Source organism: Butyricimonas sp. BSD2780061689_150309_C8 (assembly GCF_015560935.1).
In the GTDB taxonomy this organism is placed as follows: domain Bacteria; phylum Bacteroidota; class Bacteroidia; order Bacteroidales; family Marinifilaceae; genus Butyricimonas; species Butyricimonas paravirosa.
On record NZ_JADMSV010000008.1, the window covers coordinates 38,171 to 63,908 of the forward strand.

Annotated in this window: 15 protein-coding genes and 1 tRNA gene; 7 read left to right on the top strand and 9 right to left on the bottom strand. The window is 44.1% G+C overall.

What is annotated here, in order from left to right:
* Window positions 1–214 precede the first annotated feature (214 nt).
* The 8 genes from I2I33_RS08675 to I2I33_RS08710 all read right to left on the bottom strand — a co-directional run bounded on the left by I2I33_RS08675 (window position 215) and on the right by I2I33_RS08710 (window position 15,019).
* Window positions 215–2,815 carry a zinc-dependent metalloprotease gene (locus tag I2I33_RS08675; protein ID WP_087420745.1) on the bottom strand — a complete coding sequence of 867 codons (2,601 nt, stop codon included), beginning with the start codon at window positions 2,813–2,815 and terminating at the stop codon, window positions 215–217.
* A 27-nt stretch (window positions 2,816–2,842) separates the two neighbouring features.
* Window positions 2,843–5,497 (bottom strand): zinc-dependent metalloprotease, encoded by a 2,655-nt coding sequence (locus I2I33_RS08680; protein WP_195666792.1) that lies wholly within the window; start codon window positions 5,495–5,497, stop codon window positions 2,843–2,845.
* Window positions 5,498–5,786: 289 nt separating this feature from the next.
* On the bottom strand, window positions 5,787–7,331 hold the full coding sequence (locus I2I33_RS08685; protein WP_162613750.1) for a PKD-like family lipoprotein: 1,545 nt from the start codon (window positions 7,329–7,331) through the stop codon (window positions 5,787–5,789).
* A 16-nt stretch (window positions 7,332–7,347) separates the two neighbouring features.
* Window positions 7,348–8,040 (bottom strand): DUF4843 domain-containing protein, encoded by a 693-nt coding sequence (locus tag I2I33_RS08690; RefSeq protein ID WP_087420742.1) that lies wholly within the window; start codon window positions 8,038–8,040, stop codon window positions 7,348–7,350.
* Between the two features lie 17 nt (window positions 8,041–8,057).
* A complete protein-coding gene (locus I2I33_RS08695; RefSeq protein ID WP_087420741.1) occupies window positions 8,058–9,551 on the bottom strand; it encodes a RagB/SusD family nutrient uptake outer membrane protein in 1,494 nt (497 codons plus the stop codon).
* 11 nt (window positions 9,552–9,562) lie between these two features.
* Window positions 9,563–13,012, bottom strand: coding sequence for a SusC/RagA family TonB-linked outer membrane protein (locus I2I33_RS08700; RefSeq protein WP_229128242.1), 3,450 nt, complete (start codon window positions 13,010–13,012; stop codon window positions 9,563–9,565).
* A 101-nt stretch (window positions 13,013–13,113) separates the two neighbouring features.
* Window positions 13,114–14,274, bottom strand: coding sequence for a FecR family protein (locus I2I33_RS08705; RefSeq protein WP_087420739.1), 1,161 nt, complete (start codon window positions 14,272–14,274; stop codon window positions 13,114–13,116).
* A gap of 175 nt (window positions 14,275–14,449) precedes the next feature.
* Window positions 14,450–15,019, bottom strand: coding sequence for an RNA polymerase sigma factor (locus I2I33_RS08710; protein WP_087420738.1), 570 nt, complete (start codon window positions 15,017–15,019; stop codon window positions 14,450–14,452).
* 227 nt (window positions 15,020–15,246) lie between these two features.
* On the opposite strand from I2I33_RS08710, the gene I2I33_RS08715 reads away from it, so the two are divergent.
* Window positions 15,247–15,320, top strand: a tRNA-Asn gene (locus I2I33_RS08715).
* 501 nt (window positions 15,321–15,821) lie between these two features.
* Here I2I33_RS08715 and I2I33_RS08720 read toward each other — a convergent pair.
* Entirely contained in the window at window positions 15,822–18,476 is a 2,655-nt protein-coding gene (locus tag I2I33_RS08720; RefSeq protein ID WP_087420737.1) for an ATP-binding protein, read from the bottom strand.
* Window positions 18,477–18,748: 272 nt separating this feature from the next.
* Between I2I33_RS08720 and I2I33_RS08725 the strand changes: the two genes are divergently transcribed.
* The 6 genes from I2I33_RS08725 (at window position 18,749) to I2I33_RS08750 (ending at window position 25,572) form a co-directional block, all read left to right on the top strand.
* Window positions 18,749–19,066, top strand: a complete 318-nt coding sequence (locus tag I2I33_RS08725; protein ID WP_087420736.1) for a TusE/DsrC/DsvC family sulfur relay protein — start codon at window positions 18,749–18,751, stop codon at window positions 19,064–19,066.
* A gap of 11 nt (window positions 19,067–19,077) precedes the next feature.
* Window positions 19,078–19,740 carry a hypothetical protein gene (locus tag I2I33_RS08730; protein WP_087420735.1) on the top strand — a complete coding sequence of 221 codons (663 nt, stop codon included), beginning with the start codon at window positions 19,078–19,080 and terminating at the stop codon, window positions 19,738–19,740.
* A complete protein-coding gene (locus I2I33_RS08735) occupies window positions 19,730–21,031 on the top strand; it encodes a (Fe-S)-binding protein (RefSeq protein WP_087420734.1) in 1,302 nt (433 codons plus the stop codon). The genes I2I33_RS08730 and I2I33_RS08735 overlap by 11 nt, the downstream gene beginning before the upstream one ends.
* Window positions 21,032–21,219: 188 nt before the next feature.
* Window positions 21,220–22,383 (top strand): aminotransferase class V-fold PLP-dependent enzyme, encoded by a 1,164-nt coding sequence (locus I2I33_RS08740; protein WP_087420733.1) that lies wholly within the window; start codon window positions 21,220–21,222, stop codon window positions 22,381–22,383.
* 426 nt (window positions 22,384–22,809) lie between these two features.
* Complete coding sequence (gene kbl / locus I2I33_RS08745; RefSeq protein WP_087420732.1) at window positions 22,810–24,000, top strand: glycine C-acetyltransferase; 1,191 nt, start codon at window positions 22,810–22,812, stop codon at window positions 23,998–24,000.
* A 276-nt stretch (window positions 24,001–24,276) separates the two neighbouring features.
* Window positions 24,277–25,572: an LruC domain-containing protein gene (locus I2I33_RS08750; protein WP_087420731.1), complete on the top strand. Its 1,296-nt coding sequence runs from the start codon at window positions 24,277–24,279 to the stop codon at window positions 25,570–25,572.
* Window positions 25,573–25,738: the final 166 nt, after the last annotated feature.

Sequence of the window (25,738 nt, forward strand, 5' to 3'; positions counted from 1 at the left end):
TTAAATTCATACAATACACACAACCACGGGGTTACCCGAAAGTCATTTAATTTCAAGAAACTCCTCCGGCCTTCGGCCACCTCCTCTATAAACAGAGGAGGAGCTGGTGACTCTTCCCGAAGATAGAGAGTATTTTAACTCTCCCTCTGTTTATAGAGGGAGCACCCCGAAGGGGGGAGGGAGTTAAAAAACGACTTTTCAGCCCCCTCTTCTTTTACTTGTTAGCTAACATCTTATTAATCTTATACAGCAAATATTCGTAATGCAATTTTGTTTCCCCGGAACTCTTCGTCACGGCTCCTTTCAACAAGTCCTGAATCTTGAACAACATATCGAAATAGTAATTCACCGGGATATAATCTCCGGGTATCACCACCCGCATCGTGGGGTAAAACCCATTCCGTTCTTCCGGATTCATCCCTTTCTCCGGTAAAACAGCAAGTTGTTCACGTATCAAATCCAACTGTTTTCGATCAATCGTCTTCGGAGAAATCGCCCCCTCATGACCAACCATTGTAATCCCCCTTCTCGGTGTAAAATTACCCGCAGTCGTTGCGATCGTAGAGGATGCCACCACGCTACCCAAGAACTCCTTCTGCAAATCCATCTCGTACTTCTCCAAAGGACGATTCTTCAACGTCCCATCCCACACGTTCCTGTAAATATCCTCGACATACTCGACCAACGAATAATCCCCGCCCTTTTCAGCCCCGAGAGCCACGTACTTCAACCGGAACGTTAAGGTCCCTAGGATAAAACTCCGAATTTGGTCCACATTGGAGTTTCGAATCTCTAACTTCTTCTCGACCGCCTTGTTTTCCAGCCAAGCAAGATCTTTCGCCATGTCGATCATACATTTCACAGCCGCTTTCTGTATCGTACCGGGTACAACCACGTAACTCGGCTCTTTCTCCGTGGAGAAAGCCTCCATCTGGTAGAAACCACCCAGATTCACGGACACATCGTTAATCCGTTTTTGCAACTGACCACGTAACGAGTTATACAACTGACTTCTCAAGCTCAGGTCTTCATCCCCCTCGGCATACCAGTCATAGAAATTCCGAACCGTTATCTTCAAATTATTCACGGCATACTCCAAAGCCTTCAAATGATCATCTCCCAAGTCTCCGGTAAAACAACGGGGATCATAGTAATAATAAGGCACTTTCCCGAAACGATACTTCGGATTTGTCCGTCCCTCCCGAATCCAACGATCCAAGGTCGCAAACTCATCCTTCAGCGTAGTGACTGTCGGAATCGGTTCATACAACCACCTGATCACGTAATAATCGTATTCTCCCAATCCCCCGGGAACCATCCTTACACCCTTTTCCACGTCCCCCGGCTGGGCAATATAATTACACGGCACGTAATCCATCACAGAAGGACTCAAACCATGTTCCCGTGTGAAAGACGGAGAACGTAACGAATCAACCGGATACACGGCAGACGCTCCCGCATTATACACCAGACCCAGATTAATTCCCGCCTCCCGCATAATCTCCACACGGATCAGCTCCCCGATCATCTCCTCGGAGAAACGAGTTGTCCGAACACTCGGATCAGTCGCCATCGTCGTCAACATCCGATTTGTCTTCAAGCCGGACACCAACCCGTCATAAATATAAAGAGAGGCATTCAGGATCTCCCCCGTACGAGGGTCCACGTGCATCGAATTCTGCATATCAAGCCACAACGGGGCATACCTGATCGTGGAATACTTTATATTGTTGGCATTAAAATCCGGATCATCTTTCGGGAAATCCATCACCCGTACCACATCCTTAAAACCAATCTTTTCGAAAGCCTCATTCCATGCCTCGATTCCCTCTTTAATATAAGGCTGCCACTCCTTGGGCATCAGCGTGTCCATATAAAACACGATCGGTTTCTTCACCTCGACCACTTCTCCCCGGCGATGAGCGGCCTCATCTACCGGCTCCACCCGCCAACGTTTCGTGTAAAATGTAGATTTCAACCCCTTCCGGTCATTCTCGACCTGCGAAACCTCCATGAAAGAGACTCCCAAACGGGGATCGGCCAAACGGGGGCGCATGGGTTCTTCCGGCAGCAACATCAACATCTTATTCGTCGTCACGGAAACTTTCACGTCCCCGGGAATCACCTTAAAAGCCCCGAACAGATACTGGTTCTCGACAAATCCCAGCTCACACGTCACCATGATATTGTTATCGAAAGCGTCAACGTCTTTCAACATTGAACACTCCTTTTTATACTCATGCTCCCGGGAAATCAATCCAAAGAAAGAATTTCCCCCGATAGCCGTAAACGGGGTCGTGTACGGGGAATACTCCATGAATAAAGGAGTCATATCCACCACAACTGCCGTGCTATCCGGGGTATAAGCCTTTATTTTAAATGTGCCATACACTCCCCCGGCATTCGATCGCTCGATAGCCTCGTTCCAATTTGTCTCCAAACTATTATTCAGAGGTTTATCGATTAAGAATATCCGGGCCTGCAAGGTCGAATCCAAACGGGTAAAACAGAACGGCAAGCCATATCCGGCAAACTGTCCGACCACCCCTTCCCCATTATCACTGATATTCTCGATGGAAGAGGTCAGCATCATATCTTTGCCCAACAACCTTACCGGGAATTCGACCAGCACTTTATCCTCGATCTTATGAACCGTCATCAGCCCATGAGCCGTTTTCACCTGCTTGCCCTTGAATAATTTCTGGTAAGCCGTCAATGTCTCTTTCTTCTCCTTATTCTTTTTCTTCGCTTGTCCTTGTACACCCCAACCGAACAGGAAAAAAGAAAGAAAACAGATATATAATATATTTCTCATATTCTTTCGCGTATTAGAAAATCAAACCTATTTCAATGCTTGTTCTATCTTGTACAACAACAACCGATAGTGCTGGCGGGTATCCTCTGATCCCGTATTTGCCTTGCTCTTTAGTAACACCTGAATCCGTTTCAACATATCGAAATACAGATGATCCAACGGCTCGACCACCATATTGGAATTCACGTTCACCCAATAGCCGAAACCTTGTCTTTCCGACATATTCAATGGCAACTTTGTCACGGGGGCCTCCGCGCAAGGCTGTACCGCCTCCACGTTCGAGAAACCTCCCAGCACTTCCAACGGCAACTCGCCATACCGTTCCCGGCTCATCAACTTCACTTGCTCCGGCACCTCGATCATCTTGCACCCGTCAGCCAACGACAACGGATCCCCGGACATCCCCTTTTTCCCCAAGTCCGTGAAGAGTAGCATCTGCCTTAAAATCTTCATCTGCATCTTTTTATCTTGCGTGGTCAGCGTCTTTCCCTGACGGGTAGGAGCAAAAGCGAAGTCCTGCACGTGTGTCAAAAACTCTCTCGTGGAATAGGTATCCTTGTTATCATCCTTCACCGCACTCAAAGTTACCGCCCATCTCCGGGATAATAACGCCCCGAATATTTTCTCTTCCAACTCGGTCGAGATATTACTCATCAGAGGCAATTTTTGCTGCATACCGGGAGCGTTCAACCATGCCAAGTTTTTCATTTGCCCCAACAGGAAATCGACGGCTTGTCTCTGTCTCTCTTTCGGAACCACCGCGTAACTCGGCAATTCATCCCCATCATACCGCTCGTTCAAATATATTCCCCCGATATTCAACAACACGTGATTCACGTAACGCACGTACTGGAACACGATTTCATTGTACATATTCTGCTGGAACGTGTAGTCCGGATCATCTCGTGCCACCCAGTCACCCATATTCGCTAACACGTACTTTAAATTCTTCACCCCGTAAGTAGCCGATTTAACCGCGTCGTCTCCCAAATCTTCCTCTACCGAACTGGGGTCCAGTCTTGACGAAATCTGTTGTTTCCCGTAACGATAAACCGGATCTCCCGACTTCTCCGTAATCCAACGGCTTAATGTAGGAACTTCCTCTTTCGAACTTTTGGCATCTAACAGAGGGGTATATAGCCATTGAATCGTGAAATAATCGTACAAACCCAATTTAGGCGGGGTCAGTTTCACTCCTCGTTCCTTGTCCCCCGGTTGAGCGACATAATTATTCCGGGCATAATCCATGATCGAATACGTCGTCCCGTATTTTTGAGTAAACGAAGGCGAACGCAACGAATCTGTCGGGATCGCCGCAGAACCGGACATATTATGCATTAACGCCAGACAATGACCCACCTCATGGGACACCACGTAACGGATACAATCCCCCAATACCTCCTCATCCAGAATTACCTTACGAGCATCCGGGTCTGCCGGAGAAGTCTGCAGGAAGCGCCAATCATGCACCAACTGGATCAAATTGTGATACAAATAAACAGAAGCATTCAGAATCTCTCCGGTCCTCGGGTCCGTCCATGAAGGGCCCATGGCATTCGCCACCTGTGAAGGAGAATAACGCACGCAAGAATACTTCACGTTATCCGGATCAAACTCCGGATCATCCACCGGGAAATCTCTTGCCACGATTGCATTCTTAAAACCGATCTTCTCGAACGCATCCTTCCACTCCTCTACCCCGGCCTTGATATACTTTTTCCAGCTTTCCGGAAAAGCATTATCCACGTAAAAAACAATCGGTTTCTTGGGTTCCACAAGCCGCCCCATCCGGAAAGCCGTTTCATCCGACGGCTCCAACCGCCAGCGTTGAGCATAATATATATTCTTCAATCCGGAATCCCCATTCCGAAAATCCGACACTCCCTGATAAAATATCCCGATACGAGGGTCCGCCATCCGGGGACGCATCGGTTCCTCCGGCAAGAGGATAAAACTGCGTGTCATCAAAGAGGTGAACGGAAGTTTATAGATGTAATAATACCTCCCGTCCCGCAGATTGACCTCGTAACTCAAAGACGTCTGTACACTCACGTTATCCTCAAACGCTTTTATCCGACCCAACTGGGAATTATCCTTTTTAAACTCTTTCACGATCCATCTCCCGCCCCAAGTTGCCGGAGCGTATGCAGAGAAAGGAGTCAACTGCTCGTCATCCCGTAGGAAGAATTCAGTCATCTCAACAACTACTGCCGTGCTATCCGGGTTATAGGCCAATATTCCGCTATTGTACATCACGGCAGGTTTCATACTCTCCCGAATCCGTTGTGCCACGTTTGCCAACTCCGTCGTGTAACCATGATTCACTTGCCGCAGACTAATGATCGAATCCGTCTGTGTAAACTGCACGCACAAGGGGTCGGTCGGTTTCTCTCCCACGCTCCCGAACAAATTATTGGTCGTTTCGGAAATCGTTGATCCTAATAACATATCTTTTTCCAACAGATTCCGGGGGATCTCAAAATATACTTTCCCATCCATCTTATGAATAGTCAGTAATCCTTTTACCGTTTCGCAGGTCTTACCTTTGAATAATTTCTGATAAGGTGTCTCTTTTTCCACCTCTTTCACGCCTTTTTTCTTTTTCCGAGCGAACCCGTCCTGCACACCACAGGTAAATAGGAACAGCACGATGAAGAAAAAACTCACTGATAATTTTCTCATAATCTTCTCATTTTAATTTACATATAATAGCTACACACCCTTCACTTTTGACATGGTTTTCCCAAGAGGACATCCTCAAAATCCTACTTGTTGTTTAAAAACTCCTCCGGCCTTCGGCCACCTCCTCTATAAACAGAGGAGGAGCTGTAACTCTTCCCAAAGATGGTGAGTAACTTAACTCTCCCTCTGTTTATAGAGGGAGTACTCCGAAGGAGGGAGGGAGTTTAAAAAAGGACTTTTCAGCCAGCCTCTTTTCAAGAAAACATAACACTCAAGCCTAAGAAAACTTTTACTCGTAACGCTTGAACGCCCAATTATAAGAGCCTCCCCATTTCCATTCAATATCTACAATCCGTCCCAAGCCGGAAACATGGAATAACAGCCCTTTCTCACCCGGATTCGCATCCGCCAACACTTCCGTGCTCAATTTATAGATATAGAAATTTCCATCATCCAGTGCCACACCGATTTCTCCGGCATTTGCATCCTGCAATATTTCCACGATATTACCGCTTGTATAATCCGTGAATAGCTTTACGCTCTTCGTGTTCACATCATAGAAGTACAACTTACTGCCCTCACCCATGAAAAGATAAGAACTAGGGCGAATCCGGAAATATACCGTATTGTCAGAGATAACACTGCTACCGGCAAAAAGCTCCTGAGTACAATCAAAAATATTGAACCCATCCCAATTGTCAATCTCCATATTTTGATAGTAATAGTTTCCAGAACTCTCCTCTTTCAGGATAATATTAAGCCCACTTCCGTCACCATAATCACCCACGTGCATAATCTTATACCCGGTCAGATCCGTCAGTTTTACCACACCCGGATCATCCGGAGTATAAACAAACTCGACAGGTCCACTATCCGAATTACTATTAAAGCTGGTCAATCGACCTACCACACGATTATTGCCTTCATCATACATCAGCACGGCACCACAATCCTTCGTGTCCAAATCAAAGAATTGAGTGATTCGTCCTCCATCCGTCGTTCCTGAAAAATAAAGCGGAATATCGATAAAAGCTGTCACGTGCTGAATCTCGGAACCCGTATTCCTCCTCCAGTAAACTTCACCATTAGCACTTAACACGAAATCTTGCCATCCGCCATTACGTACCTCCACGGGGTCAAGGCCGGTAGGGTATGCACTTCCGGGGAATTCCTCGTGAAGAGCCATCACCTTCGTGAAATCCATCCCGCTCAAGTAATAGGAACCTCCGGTACGCTGCACGACCATCACTTCATCCGCCTCACCTCCCGTCATCACGTTTTCCAACTTCAACGGCCCTGTACCTAACGGATTATCGGGGTACAACGTCGCATACACATCCGGATAAGCCACCCACTCGTAATGTGTCTTTTTATCCTCATCCTGCCAGCTATCCCGCCGGATGTAACTCAAACTTGTCCTGTTGTCCTTTTCTGCCAGAATAAGCCATCCGACCTTATACGGAGATCTTACCTCTATCGCCGTGTGACTATCATGGAACTCGATCCCGCTACTCCGATCCGTCATATAGAAATTCACATCAAACTGCCCGCAACTCGCGGGAATATACTCGAAATTCCGATCCGTCGAAACGACATTACCCAATCCCATCTCCCAACGATAATCGTATGCCAACGTGTCCCGATCGGGATATTTCCACGTCATCTTCGGTACAATACGCACCGTATCTCCCAGAATAATCGTCTTTTTCGTCAAAGAAGTCACGACATCCAGTGTAACATCATTATAATCAATCAGGCTGTATTTACCTTTATCCTCGTAACATGCGCTAAACCAAAAGCTCACGAACAGGGAGAACAATATAAATCTTTTCATAAACATTCAATTTTAATTATCCGACTACTAATGCCACGGTCATCTCCGTTCCGTCGTCTTCACGAACCATCTCGTTCGCATCTTTCTTCTTTTGCAGGTAATGTTTGAATATAATCGTGTTATAACGAAGTTCTTCTATATTATCACTATCTATATCCGCTTTACCCGTCTCTTGAATAAACAACCGGTATTTCTTATCCGAATACGCACCCAGATAATTCCGCGTCACGTTATCTGTCCACCAATTTGGCTTCGCCACCACGTTAGAGACATAGATAATTGCCGAGCGACATTCGGTTTGTCCCAACAGGAAATCAGTGGTAGGTTCCAGTTTTAAAGTCAACCGTAACGCAACAGTTGATATTTCCGCTGTTTTAACAAACGTAATTTTACACGTGTCTCGAACTTTACCGGGCTTCATCGTGAATTTGTCCGGCAACCTGTAATTAGCAGTCGTGGCAGTTGACTTTGCCTGATCCACGCTGATTTTATATTCCTGTTCTCTATCAGAAGGCAAACCGATCACCTCCACTTCCACGGGAAATTCCAATTCATTATCATTCGGGTAAGCCAAGAACGAACAGACGGATGAATCCGTTACCACCTTCACGAACTGAAGATAATTATCACCTCTGTATGTTTTTATATCATCCTTCGAACAGGCCCCCAGAACAAGTATAAATCCTAACAACAAATATATCTTTCTCATAACTATTCGATTTTTAATTATTGATATGCCGATTCACTATAAGGAATAGGAATCACCCACTTTTCCGGGGTCATCTTAATATTATCACTACCGTTAAAAATATCCTGGTTCAGACGCTTGAACATGAAAAATGTCTGCCCCTCAGTCAACGTTTCCCGGATAATATCATACATCAATTTCAATCGTAGATCGTCAGGTGACATATCAGAAGTCAATCTAGTCTTGGCTCCACGACTTGTTCTCAAAGAATTAAACAATTCGATAGCCTCTCCTTTACGCCCCTTATTCAGTAAATATTCAATCTGTATGTGGTACATCTCCGAAGCCCGAATCACGGGTAACAAAGGCAACTGATCCAATACTTCTTTAAAAGTAGCCCCCGAAAGCCTCAACCACGTGGCATATCGTTGCGCTCCATACGCAAGGGTTGTCTTATTGTAGAAACCCGTGTAACGATAATCATCCATATCCCCGGCAAAAAGGACATCCATATTTTTCATCCGTAAGGCACTTGAATAACCTTTTAATATGTTTTCCACGTTATCAACCACATCGTTATTCGAAAAACAAAGGAAAAGTTCATTATAACGTTTAGGGTATAGAAAGTTTATATTAGAAACACTTCCCTGATTAGAATTACCCGTCCAACGGAACCATCGCAAATGGAAACCATAGGCAAGACGGGCATTCTCGTAAGCCTTCTCCTCATCCCCTTTATACATATACATCCGGGCAAGTAAAGCATTTGCCGCAAAGTAATTCATCCGGGTTGCCCGGTACAGGAAAAAGTCATCCGGAGAATCAACCAGACCACGATCCAGACTACGTACCCTAGAATATATACTCGTATTTTGTCGCCGATTAAACACGGTATCCACAACCGCCAATAAACTCTGGGCCCGTGTCATATCCATGATCACAGAATCCATAAAAGCCGGAGAATTTTGATAACCCGGTTGCAAATCCGGATATTTCGTCACGTAAGGTATTGCCTGTCCAGTATGCTTTGTCACCGGAGCCGGACAGAACAAACGGAACAGATCAAAATGTACCAATGCACGCACTCCGTACATCTCCCCCAAGATCATATCTTTCTCCATTTTCCCCTGGCCGAAAAAGCTGGTGTCTTTTGCAATCACCTGCTGGATAATATCATTACAACTAGCGATCACGTTATATCCCTTTGACCAAATACTTTCTGTTAAACTTTGAGCAGAGGCATTTTCCCAATCGAAAGAGGCCGCTTCATACAACCCGTAAGGCAAATAGTACTGACTACTGGATTGATAATTATGCCCAATAGCACTGGCAAATCCCCACGTCAGATTCTGTCCGTACAAACTCGTCGATGAGAGAGTTCGATACACCCCGTTCACCGCCATTCTCACCCCTTTATAGTCTCCAAAAATCTCTTTTTGTAACAATTCATTATCTGCCGAAACATCTAGAAAACTGTTACACGATGTCAGCCAAAAGACCGGCAACAATAATATTAAATATAACTTTCTCATAATCTTCAGTATTAGAAACTAGCATTCAAAGTAAACGTAAATGTCCTGGCAAACGGATAGTTCAACCCCATTTCCCGCTTGATCGTTGACATCGTGGCAATATCCTTCATATTGAACTGTAACCTCAACGAACTCAGGTGTATTTTCCGCAACCATACAGGGTCAACGTCATAGCCCACAGAAAGAGAATTAAAGACCACATTATTGTTCTTTTGCACAAAACGAGAAGTTGCACGGGTCACGTACAAACGGTCTTTTATGTCTTTCAGAGGAACAACATCCCCGACATTCTGCCAACGATCCGAACTCACCCGCTTATCAGCGTTATACTTGATCAAATTGGCATTCTCCACGTTATTCACCAAAGTCGTGTTATACTCGTCACCACCATATTCATAGAGGAAGGTCGTGTAAAATGTAAAGTTCCGATAGCGGACATTCAACCCGAAAGCCCCTTGAATCTTCGGCTCGGTATCCCCTATCTTTTGCTGTTCATTCGATTCCCACGTGTATGTCAGGGTCCCATCTCGTTTCACGTAAACCTCTTGACCGTTAGCGGGGTTAATTCCCATCGATTTCATCCCATAAATCGCTGTCAAGGAACTCCCTTCTTCATATTTCATAAACGGCTTGGCATACTTCGAATCCTCTGAAGGCGTACCATATATCGAGTAATAATTCTGGAAATACTCGTCAATCCGTTCGTTATACTGTTTCAACGACTCCGAAATCTTCAGTATCTTATTCTTATTATGAGCCAAGTTACCGAACACGATAACATCCCAATCCTTATCACTATAAGCTCGCACGTTCAAATCAAGTTCAACCCCTTCATTCAGGATCTCACCCATATTATCCGTGTACTTCGTGAAACCGGAAGATGTCGGCAAAGAGACTTCTGTCACCAAATCAATGGTCTTTTTATAATAATAATCAAAGCCCAGAGTCACCCGGTTATTCCACGTGATTATATCCGTACCGATATTCCACGACAATTGCTTTTCCCAAGTCAAATCATCATTCCCCATGTAAATCAGATTTGCCCCGATACCCGTCTGATACCAGTCGTCTAACAAGACCTCGTAAGTATTTCGTGCCATATAAGGCTGGAAATTCGATTTACCGGTCTGTCCCACATTTCCCTTTATCCGGAATTGGTTGATCCACTCGTTCCCTTTCAAGAAATCGTAATTATGCACATTTATACCAGCACCGACAGACCAGAAAGGAGCCCATTTATTTTCCGTTCCGAACTCGGAAGACCCATCGTAACGGAACGAGAAATCGGCCAGGTAAATATCATTATAGCTATAATTCAACATTAAGAACACTCCAAACAATCGGGTCTTATTGTCGGTAAACGTTGGTTTCGTCACGATTTCGTAAGCATACGCTGGAGAATGCCGATGAGCATCCGGAAAACCTCGATAATGAGAATAGGAATACGAGATATTAGAATACGTTGCGTTGAATCCTAAAGAGAAATTCAGATTGTGCAACCCGAACAATCGGTTATAAGCGGCAAACACGTTCGTATTCCACCGGGTCGTTGTTGTTGAAGCTTCTGTCAACTCTCCCCGCAAGAATGCTGTCACTCCATCTCCATACTTGGCCGATTCCGGATCCGTAAACACCTTGGTCTTATCCAACTTATAACTGATCGCGAACTGCCCCTTCACTAATAGATAATCATTCACGTACCAATTCAATGCGAGATTATCCGTCCACTCCTTGTAATTACTCTTGTTAAAATTTCCCAACGTTGCCTCGTACAAAGGATTGATAAAACTTTCACCATAATTACGTTGTGGCAATTTCTTGATTAACTTTCCGTTTTTGTCTTTCCACGATTCATAAGGATGCTTATTCGTATAGTCCCCGAAAGAACCATAAGGCGAAGCCTTCGAAGTCATGATGTCATAGGAAATCTTATTTTGCATCTGGAAACCCTTGTAACGATATTCCAGTGTCAGGCCGGCACCGATACGATCTCGTAAAGATCTCTTCATCACACCGTTCTGGTTATCATAGCGCAACTCGATACCAAACCGGATCGCATCAGACCCTCCTTCGATATAAACACTATGCTTGTGATTAAACATCGTCGTTAACGGCTGTGACAACCAGTAATAATCACCTCCCGCCAGAATCACATTCTTCTTATCCAAATAAATGCCATACTGGTATGCCTTATCTCGCTCATAATTACTTTTCTCGGGATCGCTTGCATAGATTCCGGCCGCCCATTCTGTGTTCAGATTCTGGCGAGCATTCATCATATTGTAACTACTTAAATCCGGAGCCGTGATCTCGTAATTACCATTATAACTCACCACGAAGCGCCCGGGACGGGGAGCAACTGTCTCGATCACGACAACCCCGTTAGAAGCCCTAGAACCATACATGGCCGTGGCGGCAGCATCCTTCAATATCGTAATATCCTTGATCCTGTTCACGTCAAAGTCATACACTTTCTCCACGGATACCTCAAACCCGTCCAGAATAAATATCGGAGTATTCGGGTTATTGGTTATCGCAAACTGCGATACATCGGAAGCCTCTAATGCATCCAACTCCTTCACCCCAGTAATACCTGAACGCCCCCGCACGTAGAACTCCGGCAAGGTATTCGGGTCCGATCCCATCAAATTATTCTTCATGATTCGCAAAGACGGGTCAAACACCTGCAAGGCATCGATCACGTTCCGACCCGCCACTTTCAAAATGTCCTCCCGCTTCACTTGCGTGGCCGTTCCCGTGAAACTCGATTTCTTGATATTCGCGTAGCCGGTCACCACCACGTCTTCCAAAGCGATCTTATCCTCCTTCATCACGATGCGCAAATCTTTACGCACTTCCCCTACTTTCAATGGCAATATTTTAACCTCCCGTGTCTCCATCCCCACAAAGGTAAACACCAGCGTGGCGGTATCCGCAGGTAAAGCTACCCCAAAAAGGCCATCCGCACTCGTTGCCACTCCCGTACTAGTCCCCTTTATCACGACAGTCACACCCGGTAACGGTTTTCCCATCTCATCCACAACCCTTCCTTTAATCAACCGGACCTCGTTCTTCACAGTGGTATCCCGCACGGCCACAATTTGATTCTTTTTAATAATAATCAACTGGTCTTCGACAGAATAAGTTAAACCGGTTCCTTTCAGACATTCTTCAAGAACTTCGTCGATACTCACGGATTTAAACCGTTTATTTAGTTTTGTCACCTGAGCCACCTCGCTATCCTTATAGATAAAATAATAGTCGCTGTGTTGACGAATCTCCTTCATGAGATCCTCAAACGTGGCATTTTTCAAGTTAAAACTAAACACGACATTCTGCGAATGTACTGATGCAGATAAATGCATAGCCGTACAAAAAAGAAAAAGAGCTAGAAAACGCATAGTCAATAAGATTTTTCGCACCCCCGACGAACGGGGATAACATCCTCGAATTTTTTTCATACATTTGTACTATTATATGATTAAACAATACTCGTCCGGTTGCACCCGGTCGAGGTTCGTACATGAATGGAAAGCAGTTGCACCTTCTTTCCATTCACTTTTTACTCGTCTTCGACAATAACGGTCTTACCTTGAATGGAGAATCTCACTCCCCCCAAGCGTTCGAACACTTTTAACAAAGTTTCCGCATTCTCGTAACGTTTTAAGCGTCCTGAAAATATAATATCTTTTACGGTGGAATTCTGGTAAAATACATCAACATCATACCATTTCGATATTAGCAACATAATATCCTCCAATCGTTGAGAAACAAACACATAGACCCCATCTTTCCAAGATACATACAATTCGGTATCAACCTCCCGTACCTCATGTTTTCCATTCTGGGCATTATACAACAATTGTTCGGAAGGAGCCAACACTGCCACTTTCCCCAATGAGTTATCCACCCGTACGCATCCCTCCACAAGAGTCGTCTGAATACATTTCTCATCCGGATAAGCCCGGACATTAAATTGCGTTCCCAAAACTTTGATATCCAACTTTTCCGTGTTTACAACAAACGGACGTTCGGAATCTTTCGTAACTTCCAAGAAAACCTCCCCGGAAACCCAAATCCGACGCTCATCACCATGAAATACAACCGGGAAACGGATGTAACTTTCCGAGTTCACCCATATCCGTGTTCCGTCATCCAACGTCACCTTATACTCTCCGCCCCGGGGAACCGTTATTTCGTTATATGCCGTCTCCATGCACTCACTCGTATCTTCAACTTGATAATTCAGCCCGCCGGGATCATTTACAATCCGTTTCGAACCATCCATCAAATCAAAATTTTCCGGGCTCAATAGCTTGGAACTCCCGTCCGACAAGGTTAACGTTGCCATTGATTTACCCGGTAGTAAAGAAATTTCCCGCATACGCTCTTCCGGGAAAATTCCCTCCTGCCTGATCTGTAATAAAAGCGAGACCAGTAAAGGCAATGCAATAACAGCAGCCGCAGCAACATATTTCCACATACCCCGCTTTCTCCCCCGGATAGCTCCCCGCAAGCGGTCAAAATCATAATACGAGTCAAAACGGCGATACACGGCTTCCTTGTCCTGATAAGATACCGAAGTCACTATTTGCTGAAACAATTCCCGATGCTCCTCCGCAGCCTCCACCCATTTGGTCAACTCCTCCAGCTCGCACTCGGAAATCGTTCCTTTAATATAGGCAAAAAGAATATCCGCTATCTTTAAATTTTCTTCTGACATAATCTACTTCTTTTTATCGTTATAACACGAAAATTGTCAAAGCATACTAGTCCCGATGCAGTTTTTTTCGAGAAAAAAAGCATTTTGTTATTTTGCAACACCGACAAATCCTTATGGTAGGCCAAAGAAGCCAATTACATAACCCACCATAAAAATACAATTCAGAGTATCGTGATTAATAAATATCACATAATAAGAACAAAAAGAATATTTTGTCTTTCAACCTAGCCCGTAAAATTTCCCTGGCCCGTGCCCGTTGATTACGCACCGTATTTTCCGAAATATCCAAGGCCTCCGCAATTTCGGGAATAGACATATCTAGTAATGTCAAATTAAAAACTTTCCGCATCGCCTCCGGCAGACGCTCCACTTCGTTACGAATCTGGCGATGCACGTCCTCCTCTATCATAAAAACGTCCTCCCGCTCCTCCGCAAACTTTTCCGACTCCGCGTCATTAAAAGAAATTTTCCTCTCCTTCACACGATCCCGGTTATAATTTAAACAAGCATTGCGAACAGAAAGATACATGAACGAACGCAATGAATAAATAGCCTGAAAATCCGTCCTCCTAGCCCACACTTTTATAAATACCTCCTGCACTATATCAGCCACCACCGCATCATCTTTCACGAAACGGGTTCCAAACGCACATAACGCATGAAAAAACAAACGGTAAACCTCTTTCAGCGCACTTTCTTTACCCTTGTTCAAATTTTGAAGTATATTTGATTCTATATCTACCATCACTTCCGTTTCTATGTTTTACAAATATATTAAAAAACTCAACACTTTTCACATCTCTCCAAAAACAAAATACGCTATTCTCCTTTTACGCCACGAAATACAATTCATTGATTCTCAAAACTCCCGTCTACTACTATATTTTTTTTAGCTAATCAACCTGTTTTTTCCCCTTTTTTATTTTGCAGGATTCAACAAAACCCCTATATTTGCATCGCTTTTGAGAAAATTCCTTAGTAGCTCAGTTGGTTAGAGCGGCGGACTGTTAATCCGTAGGTCGTAGGTTCAAGTCCTACCTGAGGAGCTAAGAAGCTGAAAGCCAGTATTTCTACTGGCTTTTTTCATGCTCGCAAGTTTCGATTTTCATGCGAAAATTCAAACCGTCCATTAAATAAACACCTGTTTTAAAACAACTTAGCTACTTTATCCAAAATCATAAACACATTCAGACAAACAAGATATTAAAATACCATATTTGCCATCATTTACACTTCATTTGCTATCAACTGGTCACCAAAGTGGTCACCTCTCCTTCAAAAAGTGGTCACTTCATCTTCAATAATAAATCATTGTATTTAACCACTTTAAAAGTAAACATTAAAAGTAAGTCCACTAGAATTCAGTATAAAAACACCAACAAAACCCGTTGAATTCAGGCAGAAGACAGGGATCAATGACGTATCATTCTCGTATCAAAGACGTATCAAAGACGTTCAGCGAGTGTCTTTGATACGAAAGTGACAGGCAATGAGGCCGAAATAAAAGCGAAACCACAACCTTACCACCACGATTCTCACAGGGCTAATCATATATCCTCCTCTTCCGGCCTCCGGTAAGGAATTCTAAAATAAAACGTCGTTCCTTTGCCTAGAGTTGACTCCACCCAGATCCGGCCTCCCAGAAGTTCTATAATAGCCTCGCAAATAGAAAGCCCGAGCCCAGTACCTTGCTTAAACTCATTCACCTTATAAAACCGATCGAAAATATGTTCCAGATTTTCAGGAGAAATACCTATCCCCGTATCCTCTACCCGACACTCAACCCATGTACCATCAGAGGTAATCTCGGCCCCGACGGCAATATGTCCTCGTACTGTAAATTTCTTGGCATTCCCGATTAAATTCATAAATACCTTTGTCAACTTCACCTCATCCGTCATAACCAACAATTTTTCCCGGGGGCCTTCATTCACCAATTCAACACCTTGTGCCATATTTAAATGCCCGACATCCAACATAGAATGGACCAAAAAATGTAAATCACAAACACTAAGAAATACCTTATCCATCCCGGCCTCCAAACGGGACAAATCAAGCACGTCATCCAGCAATCCCAACAACGCCCGGCTATTACTCGTGATCATATCACTGCTCAATTTTCTCTCCTCCTCGGGTAACCCTTCCTCCACCATCAAATTGGCAAAACCAACAATACTATTTAAAGGAGTCCGGATCTCGTGCGAAATATTCGCCACAAAAGCGGATTTCAACCGATCGGATTCCTCTGCCTTGCGCATTGCTATCGCCATTTCTTCCTCCACGATCTTGTAACGATTAATATCTATCCCCATTCCATACACGTATTTCGCCTTCCGCCCATTACTCATTTCCACGGTTTCAACAATTCCACGATTCTCCAACCAGCGATACTCCCCGGGGCACAAGTAATCCACTCGAACAACAACAACAAACTCTTTCAGTTCATCCTTGGCAATCCCTTCCAGACAGACCGATAACTCCCTCCGGTCATCCGGATGAATATGAGACATATATTTCTCAATCGTACTCAAATCCCGATTTAAAGTCTCATCCTTCGGGAAACCCTCCCCGACCGTCATGAGATTATTATCCACGTCATAACACCAAGAGTAAGCTCGCAAGGCATTTATCGAAATACGTAAGAAGGTTTGTTGCTGCCACTCTCGAGTAACATCACGCAACATAATGACTGCACCGTTCACCTCCCCGCTTTCATTCAACAAGGGAGAAACACTCCCTGTCACTTGCTGCACGGGAGCCCCGCACGAGATTAAGACCGTGTTCAACGCCAAGTCCCGACGCTTTCTCTCCCTCATCACCTTCTGCACGAAATCTTCAATTCCTTCCCCGACTCGATTCCGGTTGATCTCGCAAACCTCCTTCAAGGGTTTACCAATCACATCTCCTTCACATCCCAAACCGACCACCGAGGCATGGTTTAACTCGATCACCCGCAATTCCTTATCCACCACCAAAATACCTTCACTCATTGAAGACAATGTATTAGACAATATTTCAGTCTTTTTCTTCAACATCTCGGCCATCTGCTGTGCCGCTTTCTCTAAAAAGATACTTCGATGCAACATTTTCCGGTATCTCAAGTGAGATAACACCAGAAACAGGACAAGTAACAATAATAATATAAAGGCAATTCCCGCAATCAGAATATAATTTCCGTAAGTCCGCCAAAAAGCATCCCGTTCATTAACGATCAAACTTTTAGCCGGAAGGTTCTTACGTTCTACCCGCCAACGTTTCAATTGATTTTCATCAAAAACCGGAATAGGATGAACCGTATCTATCGGTATGACTTTCGCCTGCTCGCCATTCAAAATTCTCACCCCGATTTTTCCGGCTTTTGACCCCATCTGATCGGCAAACGTCACAATTCCCCCAAAAATTCCCTTTCCCAAACCGTTATCCATCACCGTCAAAATCGGAACCGGACATTCATGAGCATACATGGAATAATAAATATCCGGATCGAGATACACTCCCTGTTTACCTTGTTGCCAAGTGGTCAAGATAACAAAAGAAAGAGGATAAACCTCTTGCAACTCCTTTAAAAAACTATTCACGCCCGAGATCGTGTCGCCTGCAAAAATAACCGGGAAACGATCCTTATATTTGGCTAATTGCCGCCGAGCCAAAACCTCATGTGCCTGCCCCGCTCCCGATTGATCCGAAAACACGTAAACTTTTCGAGCCTCCGGGAATAATTTCCGCCCCAACAGAAACACTTTTTCATAATCAATATCACAAATAACTCCCGTCACCTGATCAAAGCCAAGTTTCTTCGAATATCGCATAACTCCACAAAACACGATAGGCGTTTCCTTTACCAAAGGTATATCCAGGGAGAAAAGGGCGTTATTGGCCTCTTCATCCGAAACAATAATCAAATCTAACTTCCCCTTAACCTCCCGCAACTGTGTTTCCAACAAGGAATTCCTCACCTCCGTATTGGTCAGTCGTTTGGAATCCAGATAAATCACCCTCAAATCCACATTAAACCCTGCTCGGTCAAGCTGTTTTCTCACCCCATTCAACACCTTGCGTCCCCAGATTTGCTCCGAATGATACGAGCTGACAAACAAAACCTGCCTAATCTCGGGAGGTGTACCAGTCTCCCCTTCAGCATGTTGAACATATCCCAACACCCCGCTCAAAAAGAATAATATAAATAATAAAAAGACTTTCATACGCCAATATATTTTTCCGGGACCCTACGCATATTTTCAAATGTAAAGATAATATTTTTATCACAAAACACGCACAAATACAACTATTTTGCAATATTTACACCTAAAATACATCCAATATTCAAATATAATTCCCGAATCATTCCTCCAACTCCTTACTCCCACGCGGGAAAGCCCCCTATCGCATATATTTCTTCAATCCACAACAAAAATCATTGTTGTTTTTTCAAATATTTATTATATTGCAAATCAATCTAAAACCAATAAACATTATGGCAACACTAGAAATTCAAGGAAAGACGTTCGAAGTGGACGGAGACGGTTTCCTCACCGATCCTTCAATCTGGAATGAAGACGTGGCAAAACTCTTTGCCGAGGCAGATGGAATCACAGAATTAAATGACAAACATTGGGCTATTATCAAAATCATTCGTGATAATTTTGAAGAAAAGGGAAATGCCCCGATGGTTCGTACCATCTGCAAAGAGACCGGATTAAAATTGAAAGACATTTATGAATTGTTCCCATTAGGACCAGCCCGAGGAGCGTGTCGGGTGGCCGGGTTACCGAAACCCGACGGGTGCGTCTAATACCCACGACCATGTCTTGGTATATTTGGACCTCGTTAGCTGCACTTCTTTTTTGTGTAGTACTACTGGGGGGATATTTTGTACGACTTTTAAAACACGGTTCTCCCAAGGACCTTTCGCAAAAGTCAGGGAATATTACCCAAGCAGTCTGTTACTCTTGTATCGGAGCTATGTCACCTATGCAAAAAGAATCAGCATACTTACACCTGCCCACTTACACGGCAGGTATATTTTTTCATATAGGAAACTTCTTGGCTATAGCCGTGTACCTTCTTTTCACGCTTGCGGTTATTTTCAACTTTCAAATTCCTATTGAAAACGCAACAAACCTCATCGTCATGATCTTGGCTGCAATCATCTTTATTGCTGCCGTTTGCGGGTTGGCTTTATTCATTAAGCGACTAGCCAAAAAAGAGTTGAGAGACTTATCGTGCGCGGATGATTACATTTCTAATCTTCTCTGCACCATCATGCTCTTCCTGACGACTTATTCTCTGCTGACCTTACAATTCGGGGCAGCGTATTATATTATAATGGCACTTCTTTTCGTGTGGATGCCCTTGGGCAAAATCAAACACGTGCTTTACTTTTTCTTTGCCAGGTATCATTTGGGCTTTTTCTACGGCTGGCGTGGAACATGGCCTCCTAAAAAAGCGATTCAATATGACAAATAATATCACGAACGAACAAAAAGCCAAAGCCCTCGCCATCATTTCAAACACGAATGACAGCAAGCTGGAAACCCATCTAAACGCTTGTGTACGTTGTGGTTTGTGTGCATCGAGTTGCATGTACTACCTCACGATGAAAGAGGGGAAATACATCCCGGCACGAAAGGTAGACCTCGTCAGTTCCATTTACCGACGCTACAAGACCTGGCAGGGAGCCATGTTCCCATCGTTATTCCATGCCCGGGAGTTAAACCAAGAGACATGCGACGAGATGGTCGACTCCCTGTTCGGAGCCTGTACCATGTGCGGACGCTGCGTGAAACATTGCTCGATCGGGGTAGACATTCCCTTCCTTGTGAAAAAAGGACGTGAAATGCTTGCCGTCATGGGCCTCGTTCCTAAAACCCTCCAAGCAACTGTCGACGCGGCAGTCAACACCGGAAACAACATGGGTATTCCCACGGAAGAGTTTGTTGACACGATCCAATGGATGGAAGAGGAACTCCAAGACGAACTGGAAGACGAGAAAGCCGGAATCTTTCTTGATCAACCAGACAAGAACGTTTTTTACACCTTGAACCCCCGGGAGCCGAAATTCTTCCCGCTTTCCATCTCTGCCATGGCAAAAGTATTCTATGCCGCGGGAGAAGAGTGGACCCTCTCGTCTAAATACTACGACGTGACCAACTACGGGTATTTCAACGGTAATAATGAAGAGGCGACTCAAATCGCCCGGAATCTTTACGATGAGATTCACCGCCTGCACGGCAAACGCCTCGTACTCGGGGAATGTGGCCACGGTTCGAGAGCCATGCGCTGGGAAGGCCCCAATTATCTCAAAACACAGTATGATTTTGACACACTCACGGTGGTTGAACTCATCGGGGAATATATCCGGAGCGGAAGAATAAAACTCGACAAAACGCTGAATAGCAAGGTTGTTACCATACATGACCCATGTAACTTGGTTCGAAACGGGGGACTTCTCAATGAAATCCGTTTCGTGGTCAATGCCGCAGCAGCAAACGTGGTGGAAATGACACCCTACGGCACGGACAACTTCTGTTGCGGTGGCGGTGGCGGAGCCCTTGCCATGAGCGAGTACAACGAACGTCGTCTCAAAATCGGCAAAATCAAAGCCGACCAAATCACCGCAACGAAAGCCGAGATCGTCGTGACCCCGTGCCACAATTGCGTGGACCAGCTAACTCAAATTAATCACACGTACAAACTGGGTATCACCATAAAGACAGTGGCGGAATTGGTCGCTGATGCCCTGGTAATTGAAAATTAATAATGAAAAAGTTTATAAAGTCCATAAAGTTCATAAGGTCCATAAAGTCTATGGACCCTTGCGGGGCTTTGTTCATGACAGCAGAGCTGTCGATAAATTTTGTCCAAAAATCTCCCGTGAATTCAACCTTATAAACTTTACGAACTTTACAAACTTTATAAACTTAAAACCTAAAATTTATAAATCTTATGAGCAAATTAATCTACCTAGACAATTCAGCAACCAGCTTTCCGAAGCCGGATGTAGTTTATGATTTCATGAATGACTTTTATCGCAAACATGGTGTAAATCCCGGACGTTCAGGATTTGATGCTGCCGTCGAGACAGAGGAAGTCGTGAACTCAACCCGTAAAATGTTAACCAAGCTATTCAACGGCGGGAATGATCACAACAGATTAACGTTCAGCTATAATGCCACGGACTCCTTGAACCTGATCATCAACGGATTGGTAGAGAAAGGGATTCATGTGGTATCTACCATGTTGGAACACAATTCCGTGTTGCGCCCGCTTAACATGCACCACCAAAACGGAACCATAGATTTAACTTACGTGCCTTTTGACGAACATGGCTATGTACACCCCGACGACATAAAGAATGCCATCCGTCCGAACACGAAATTTGTTGTCGTAACCCATTGTTCCAACGTGCTGGGAACGATTCAACCACTGACCGAAATCGGGAAAATCTGTAAAGAGAAAGGCGTGATCTTCGTGGTTGATGGTAGTCAGGGTGCCGGAGCCGTAGACTTGGATATGCAAGCATCCGGAATCGACGTGTATTGTTTCACTGGTCACAAATGCCTCATGGGACCGACGGGAATCGGTGGTTCGTATGTACGCGAAGGTATCGAAATCAAACATACCCGTGCCGGGGGGACTGGAGTTCGCTCCGCTTATCCCGTACATCTGGATGAATATCCTTACCGCTTGGAATACGGGACCCTCAACTTGTTAGGTGTTGCCGGGTTAAACGCCGGGGTTAAATGGATTCAGGAACAAGGGATCATGAACATCCATCACCGGGAAATCCAACTCTGGGATAAACTTCGTAAAGCCTTACAAGACATCGAGGGTGTAACTACCTATTGCGCCAGCAGCATAGAAAACCAGAATCCGGTATTAAGTTTCAACATCAACGGATTCGATTCCGGAGACGTGGGAACCATGCTTGACGTGGATTACAACATCGCCGTACGTACGGGACTACAATGCGCTCCGAAAGTACACGAGGTCATCGGCACATTCGATATTCATGGAACCGTCCGTATGAGCATCGGCGCTTTCACGACGGAAGAAGACGTGAATACTGCTATCGAAGCCGTGAAAGAAATCGCTGCCATTAGAAATTGATCGACGAGGGGCTATCTAAAAAGTCATTTATTTCAGAAACTCCTCCGTCACTTCGTGCCACCTCCTCTATAAACAGAGGAGGAGCTGGTGACTCTTCCCGAAGACAGGGAGTATTTCAGCTCTCCCTCTGTTTATAGAGGGAAATCGGCGAGTAAGCGAGAACAGGCAGAGAGTTTACTCGTTGCCTGTCGAGCGAGAGCCGATTCGAGCCTGCTTGCAGGCTCAATACCCCGAAGGGGGGAGGGAGTTTGAAAAATGACTTTTTAGATAGCCCCAATTTATAAAGAATTCTAAGTTTTTATCCCCAAATAATAATACTTCAAAACTTATTTACCAAATAAAACACGATATATTCATTTTCGAGTACGCCATAATCAAAAAATCATTACTTTTGAGGCCATTAAAACAAACAAAAAAATTAGTTATATGTACGGAAAATTTCAAGACTTTTTAAAGACTGAATTGCAGTCCATAAAAGACGCCGGCTTATACAAGAGCGAAAGAATTATCGTTACCCCGCAAGATGCTGAAATCAAACTTGCCACGGGAGAAACTGTATTAAACTTTTGTGCAAACAACTACTTAGGACTTTCTTCTAACCCGACGGTAATCGAAGGAGCAAAGAAAGCATTGGACAGCCGTGGATACGGAATGTCTTCAGTGCGTTTCATCTGTGGAACCCAAGATATTCATAAAGAACTGGAAGCTAAAATCTCTCAATTCTTCGGAACGGAAGATACCATTCTTTACGCCGCTTGTTTCGATGCTAACGGTGGTGTATTCGAACCGTTATTCGGTCAGGAAGATGCCATCATCTCTGATGAACTGAATCACGCTTCTATCATTGACGGTGTTCGTCTTTGTAAAGCCGTACGCTACAGATACAAACACGCCAACATGGCTGACCTCGAAGAACAATTGAAGATTTCTCAAGCTCAACGTTACCGGATCATTGTTACCGATGGTGTATTCTCTATGGACGGGGATATCGCCAAGATGAACGAAATCTGTGACCTAGCTGAAAAATACAACGCATTGGTAATGGTTGACGATAGCCATGCTGCCGGATTTATCGGTAAAACCGGTCGTGGTTCTGCCGAACATCACCACTGCATGGATCGTGTGGACATTTTCACTGGTACTCTAGGTAAAGCTCTTGGTGGAGCCATGGGTGGTTACACGACTGGTAAAAAAGAAGTGATCGATATGTTGCGTCAACGTTCAAGACCTTACTTGTTCTCCAACTCCTTGTCTCCGGCAATCTGCGGTGCGTCTATCGCTGTATTCGACATGCTGTCAAAGAGCACTGAATTAAGAGACCGTGTCATGGATAATGCCAACTATTTCCGTGCAAAATTAACCGAGGCCGGATTCGATCTGAAACCGTCAGAATCAGCAATCTGTGCCTTGATGCTTTACGATGCAGTTCTTTCTCAACAATTCGCTGCCGAATTACAGAAAGAAAATATCTACGTTACCGGATTCTATTACCCGGTTGTACCGAAAGGACAAGCTCGTATCCGCATCCAATTGTCTGCCGCTCACACGCGTGAACAACTGGATCGTGCATTGGCCGCCTTTATCAAGATTGGTAAAAAATTGGGCGTTATCAAATAAAGAAGATAACACCTACATCATACAAAACAGTTTGGGAGCAATCTCAAACTGTTTTTTTTTATTTCTCCCCTCACCACATTTTTTAATCTTCCGGCAACACAGCAAGCACTTGTTTCAAACCAAGATTATTTGTCTCTATCAAATAAAAAAATATAAATCTGACACATTAATTGCTAAATAGTTTGAATTTCGAAAAATAGACCATACCTTTACACCAACATTATAGCAATATAATACAATAACGGCGTCTAGTTGCAATAACAAAAAAATCTAATCATGAAAACAAAGGCTTTAATTTTGGCCCTATTTTTCTTATCCACAATTATAAGTAGTTGTGCCAAGAAAGATATTGAGCACAAGGAAAAGGAAACAACAGGATTCACGGAATTAGTCGTTCCTGCTGATTTCGATTGGAAAATGTCCGAAAACGTGACTTGTAATTTCACTTCGGAACACGTTTCTAAAGTGTACGTTTCCACGGGAGCAGACACGGCTCCTTTTGCCTCGTTCTATGTCGGACAGGATGTAGACCAAGTCAAATTGAACATACCAACTTACATTAACACGCTTTACGTCAAATACGAAACGGAAGCAGGATTATCAGCAGCCAAAGCTCTTGATATAAACAATAATACCGTGACTTATGTAGTTCCCTCTGACAGTGAAAAAGTGGAAACAGCTCTTGCTTACTCGGCAAAAACAAACTTGAGCAGAGGAAATGATCAAGCTGTTATATTTTACCCCGCCCGGGAAAATGGTTGGGGAACTTTGATGTTCGAAGACCTTTGGCCTGCCTATGGGGATTACGACTTTAATGACTTAGTTGTAAACTACAAAATGCAGCTTTATCCCAATAACAAAAACATGGTAAAGGAAATGATCCTCGGAATTCGAGTCAAAGCCATTGGAGGCTCGCTACCTTATGATTTATGCCTTGCCATAAAAGGGATAAAGGCAGGAGAAATAGACGAGTTCGAAAAACAAGAATCGAACAATGCTTTAGAAAACGCCGATATGGAATTACTTAACCCAGGCAATAGTGAGAAAAATCCTCCTATATTCAGGTTCAATAACATTAGAACCAACACGAAGGCACCCAAAGGTTTCGCATTCCTTAATACAGATCCTGATAAAAAAGCACGAATACAAGAGGGCGATATGGTAAATATTACTTTTTACATTACATTCCGCAATTCAATTCCTCAAGCAGATCTTACCCTTGATGCATTTGACTTTTTCATAGCCAAACCCATAAAGGAAAAAGCCGCCCAATGGCAAGAAATTCACACGAGAGGATACGCTCCGACAGAAGAATTCGGACAAACCGTTTACGAACAAACAAAAGAAGGGAATTCCTATATCGGGAAAAGTAGTATCTATTACACCTCCAACTCCAACCTAATATGGGCTATCAATGTTCCGACAGACATTCCCCATACTTACGAAAAAGCAGACTTTTTGGAGGCTTATCCTCATTTCAAAGACTGGGCTACTTCAGGCGGGAATCAAAACAAAGACTGGTACGAGAACTCAACAGGAAATCGCAACGATAGCTACCTGATCAAACAATGACTTCAACAATAAAAACTAAAGAGACTTTTGGGCAAATCAAAAGTCTCTTTAGTTTTATTACTGATCTAATCTCTCCCTTAAACTCTTTAGCCACTCTCTATTCCTTTTTTCAAACAAGAGTGTACCCCACCCGATAGCTAATATACTACACGACACACCCGACTTG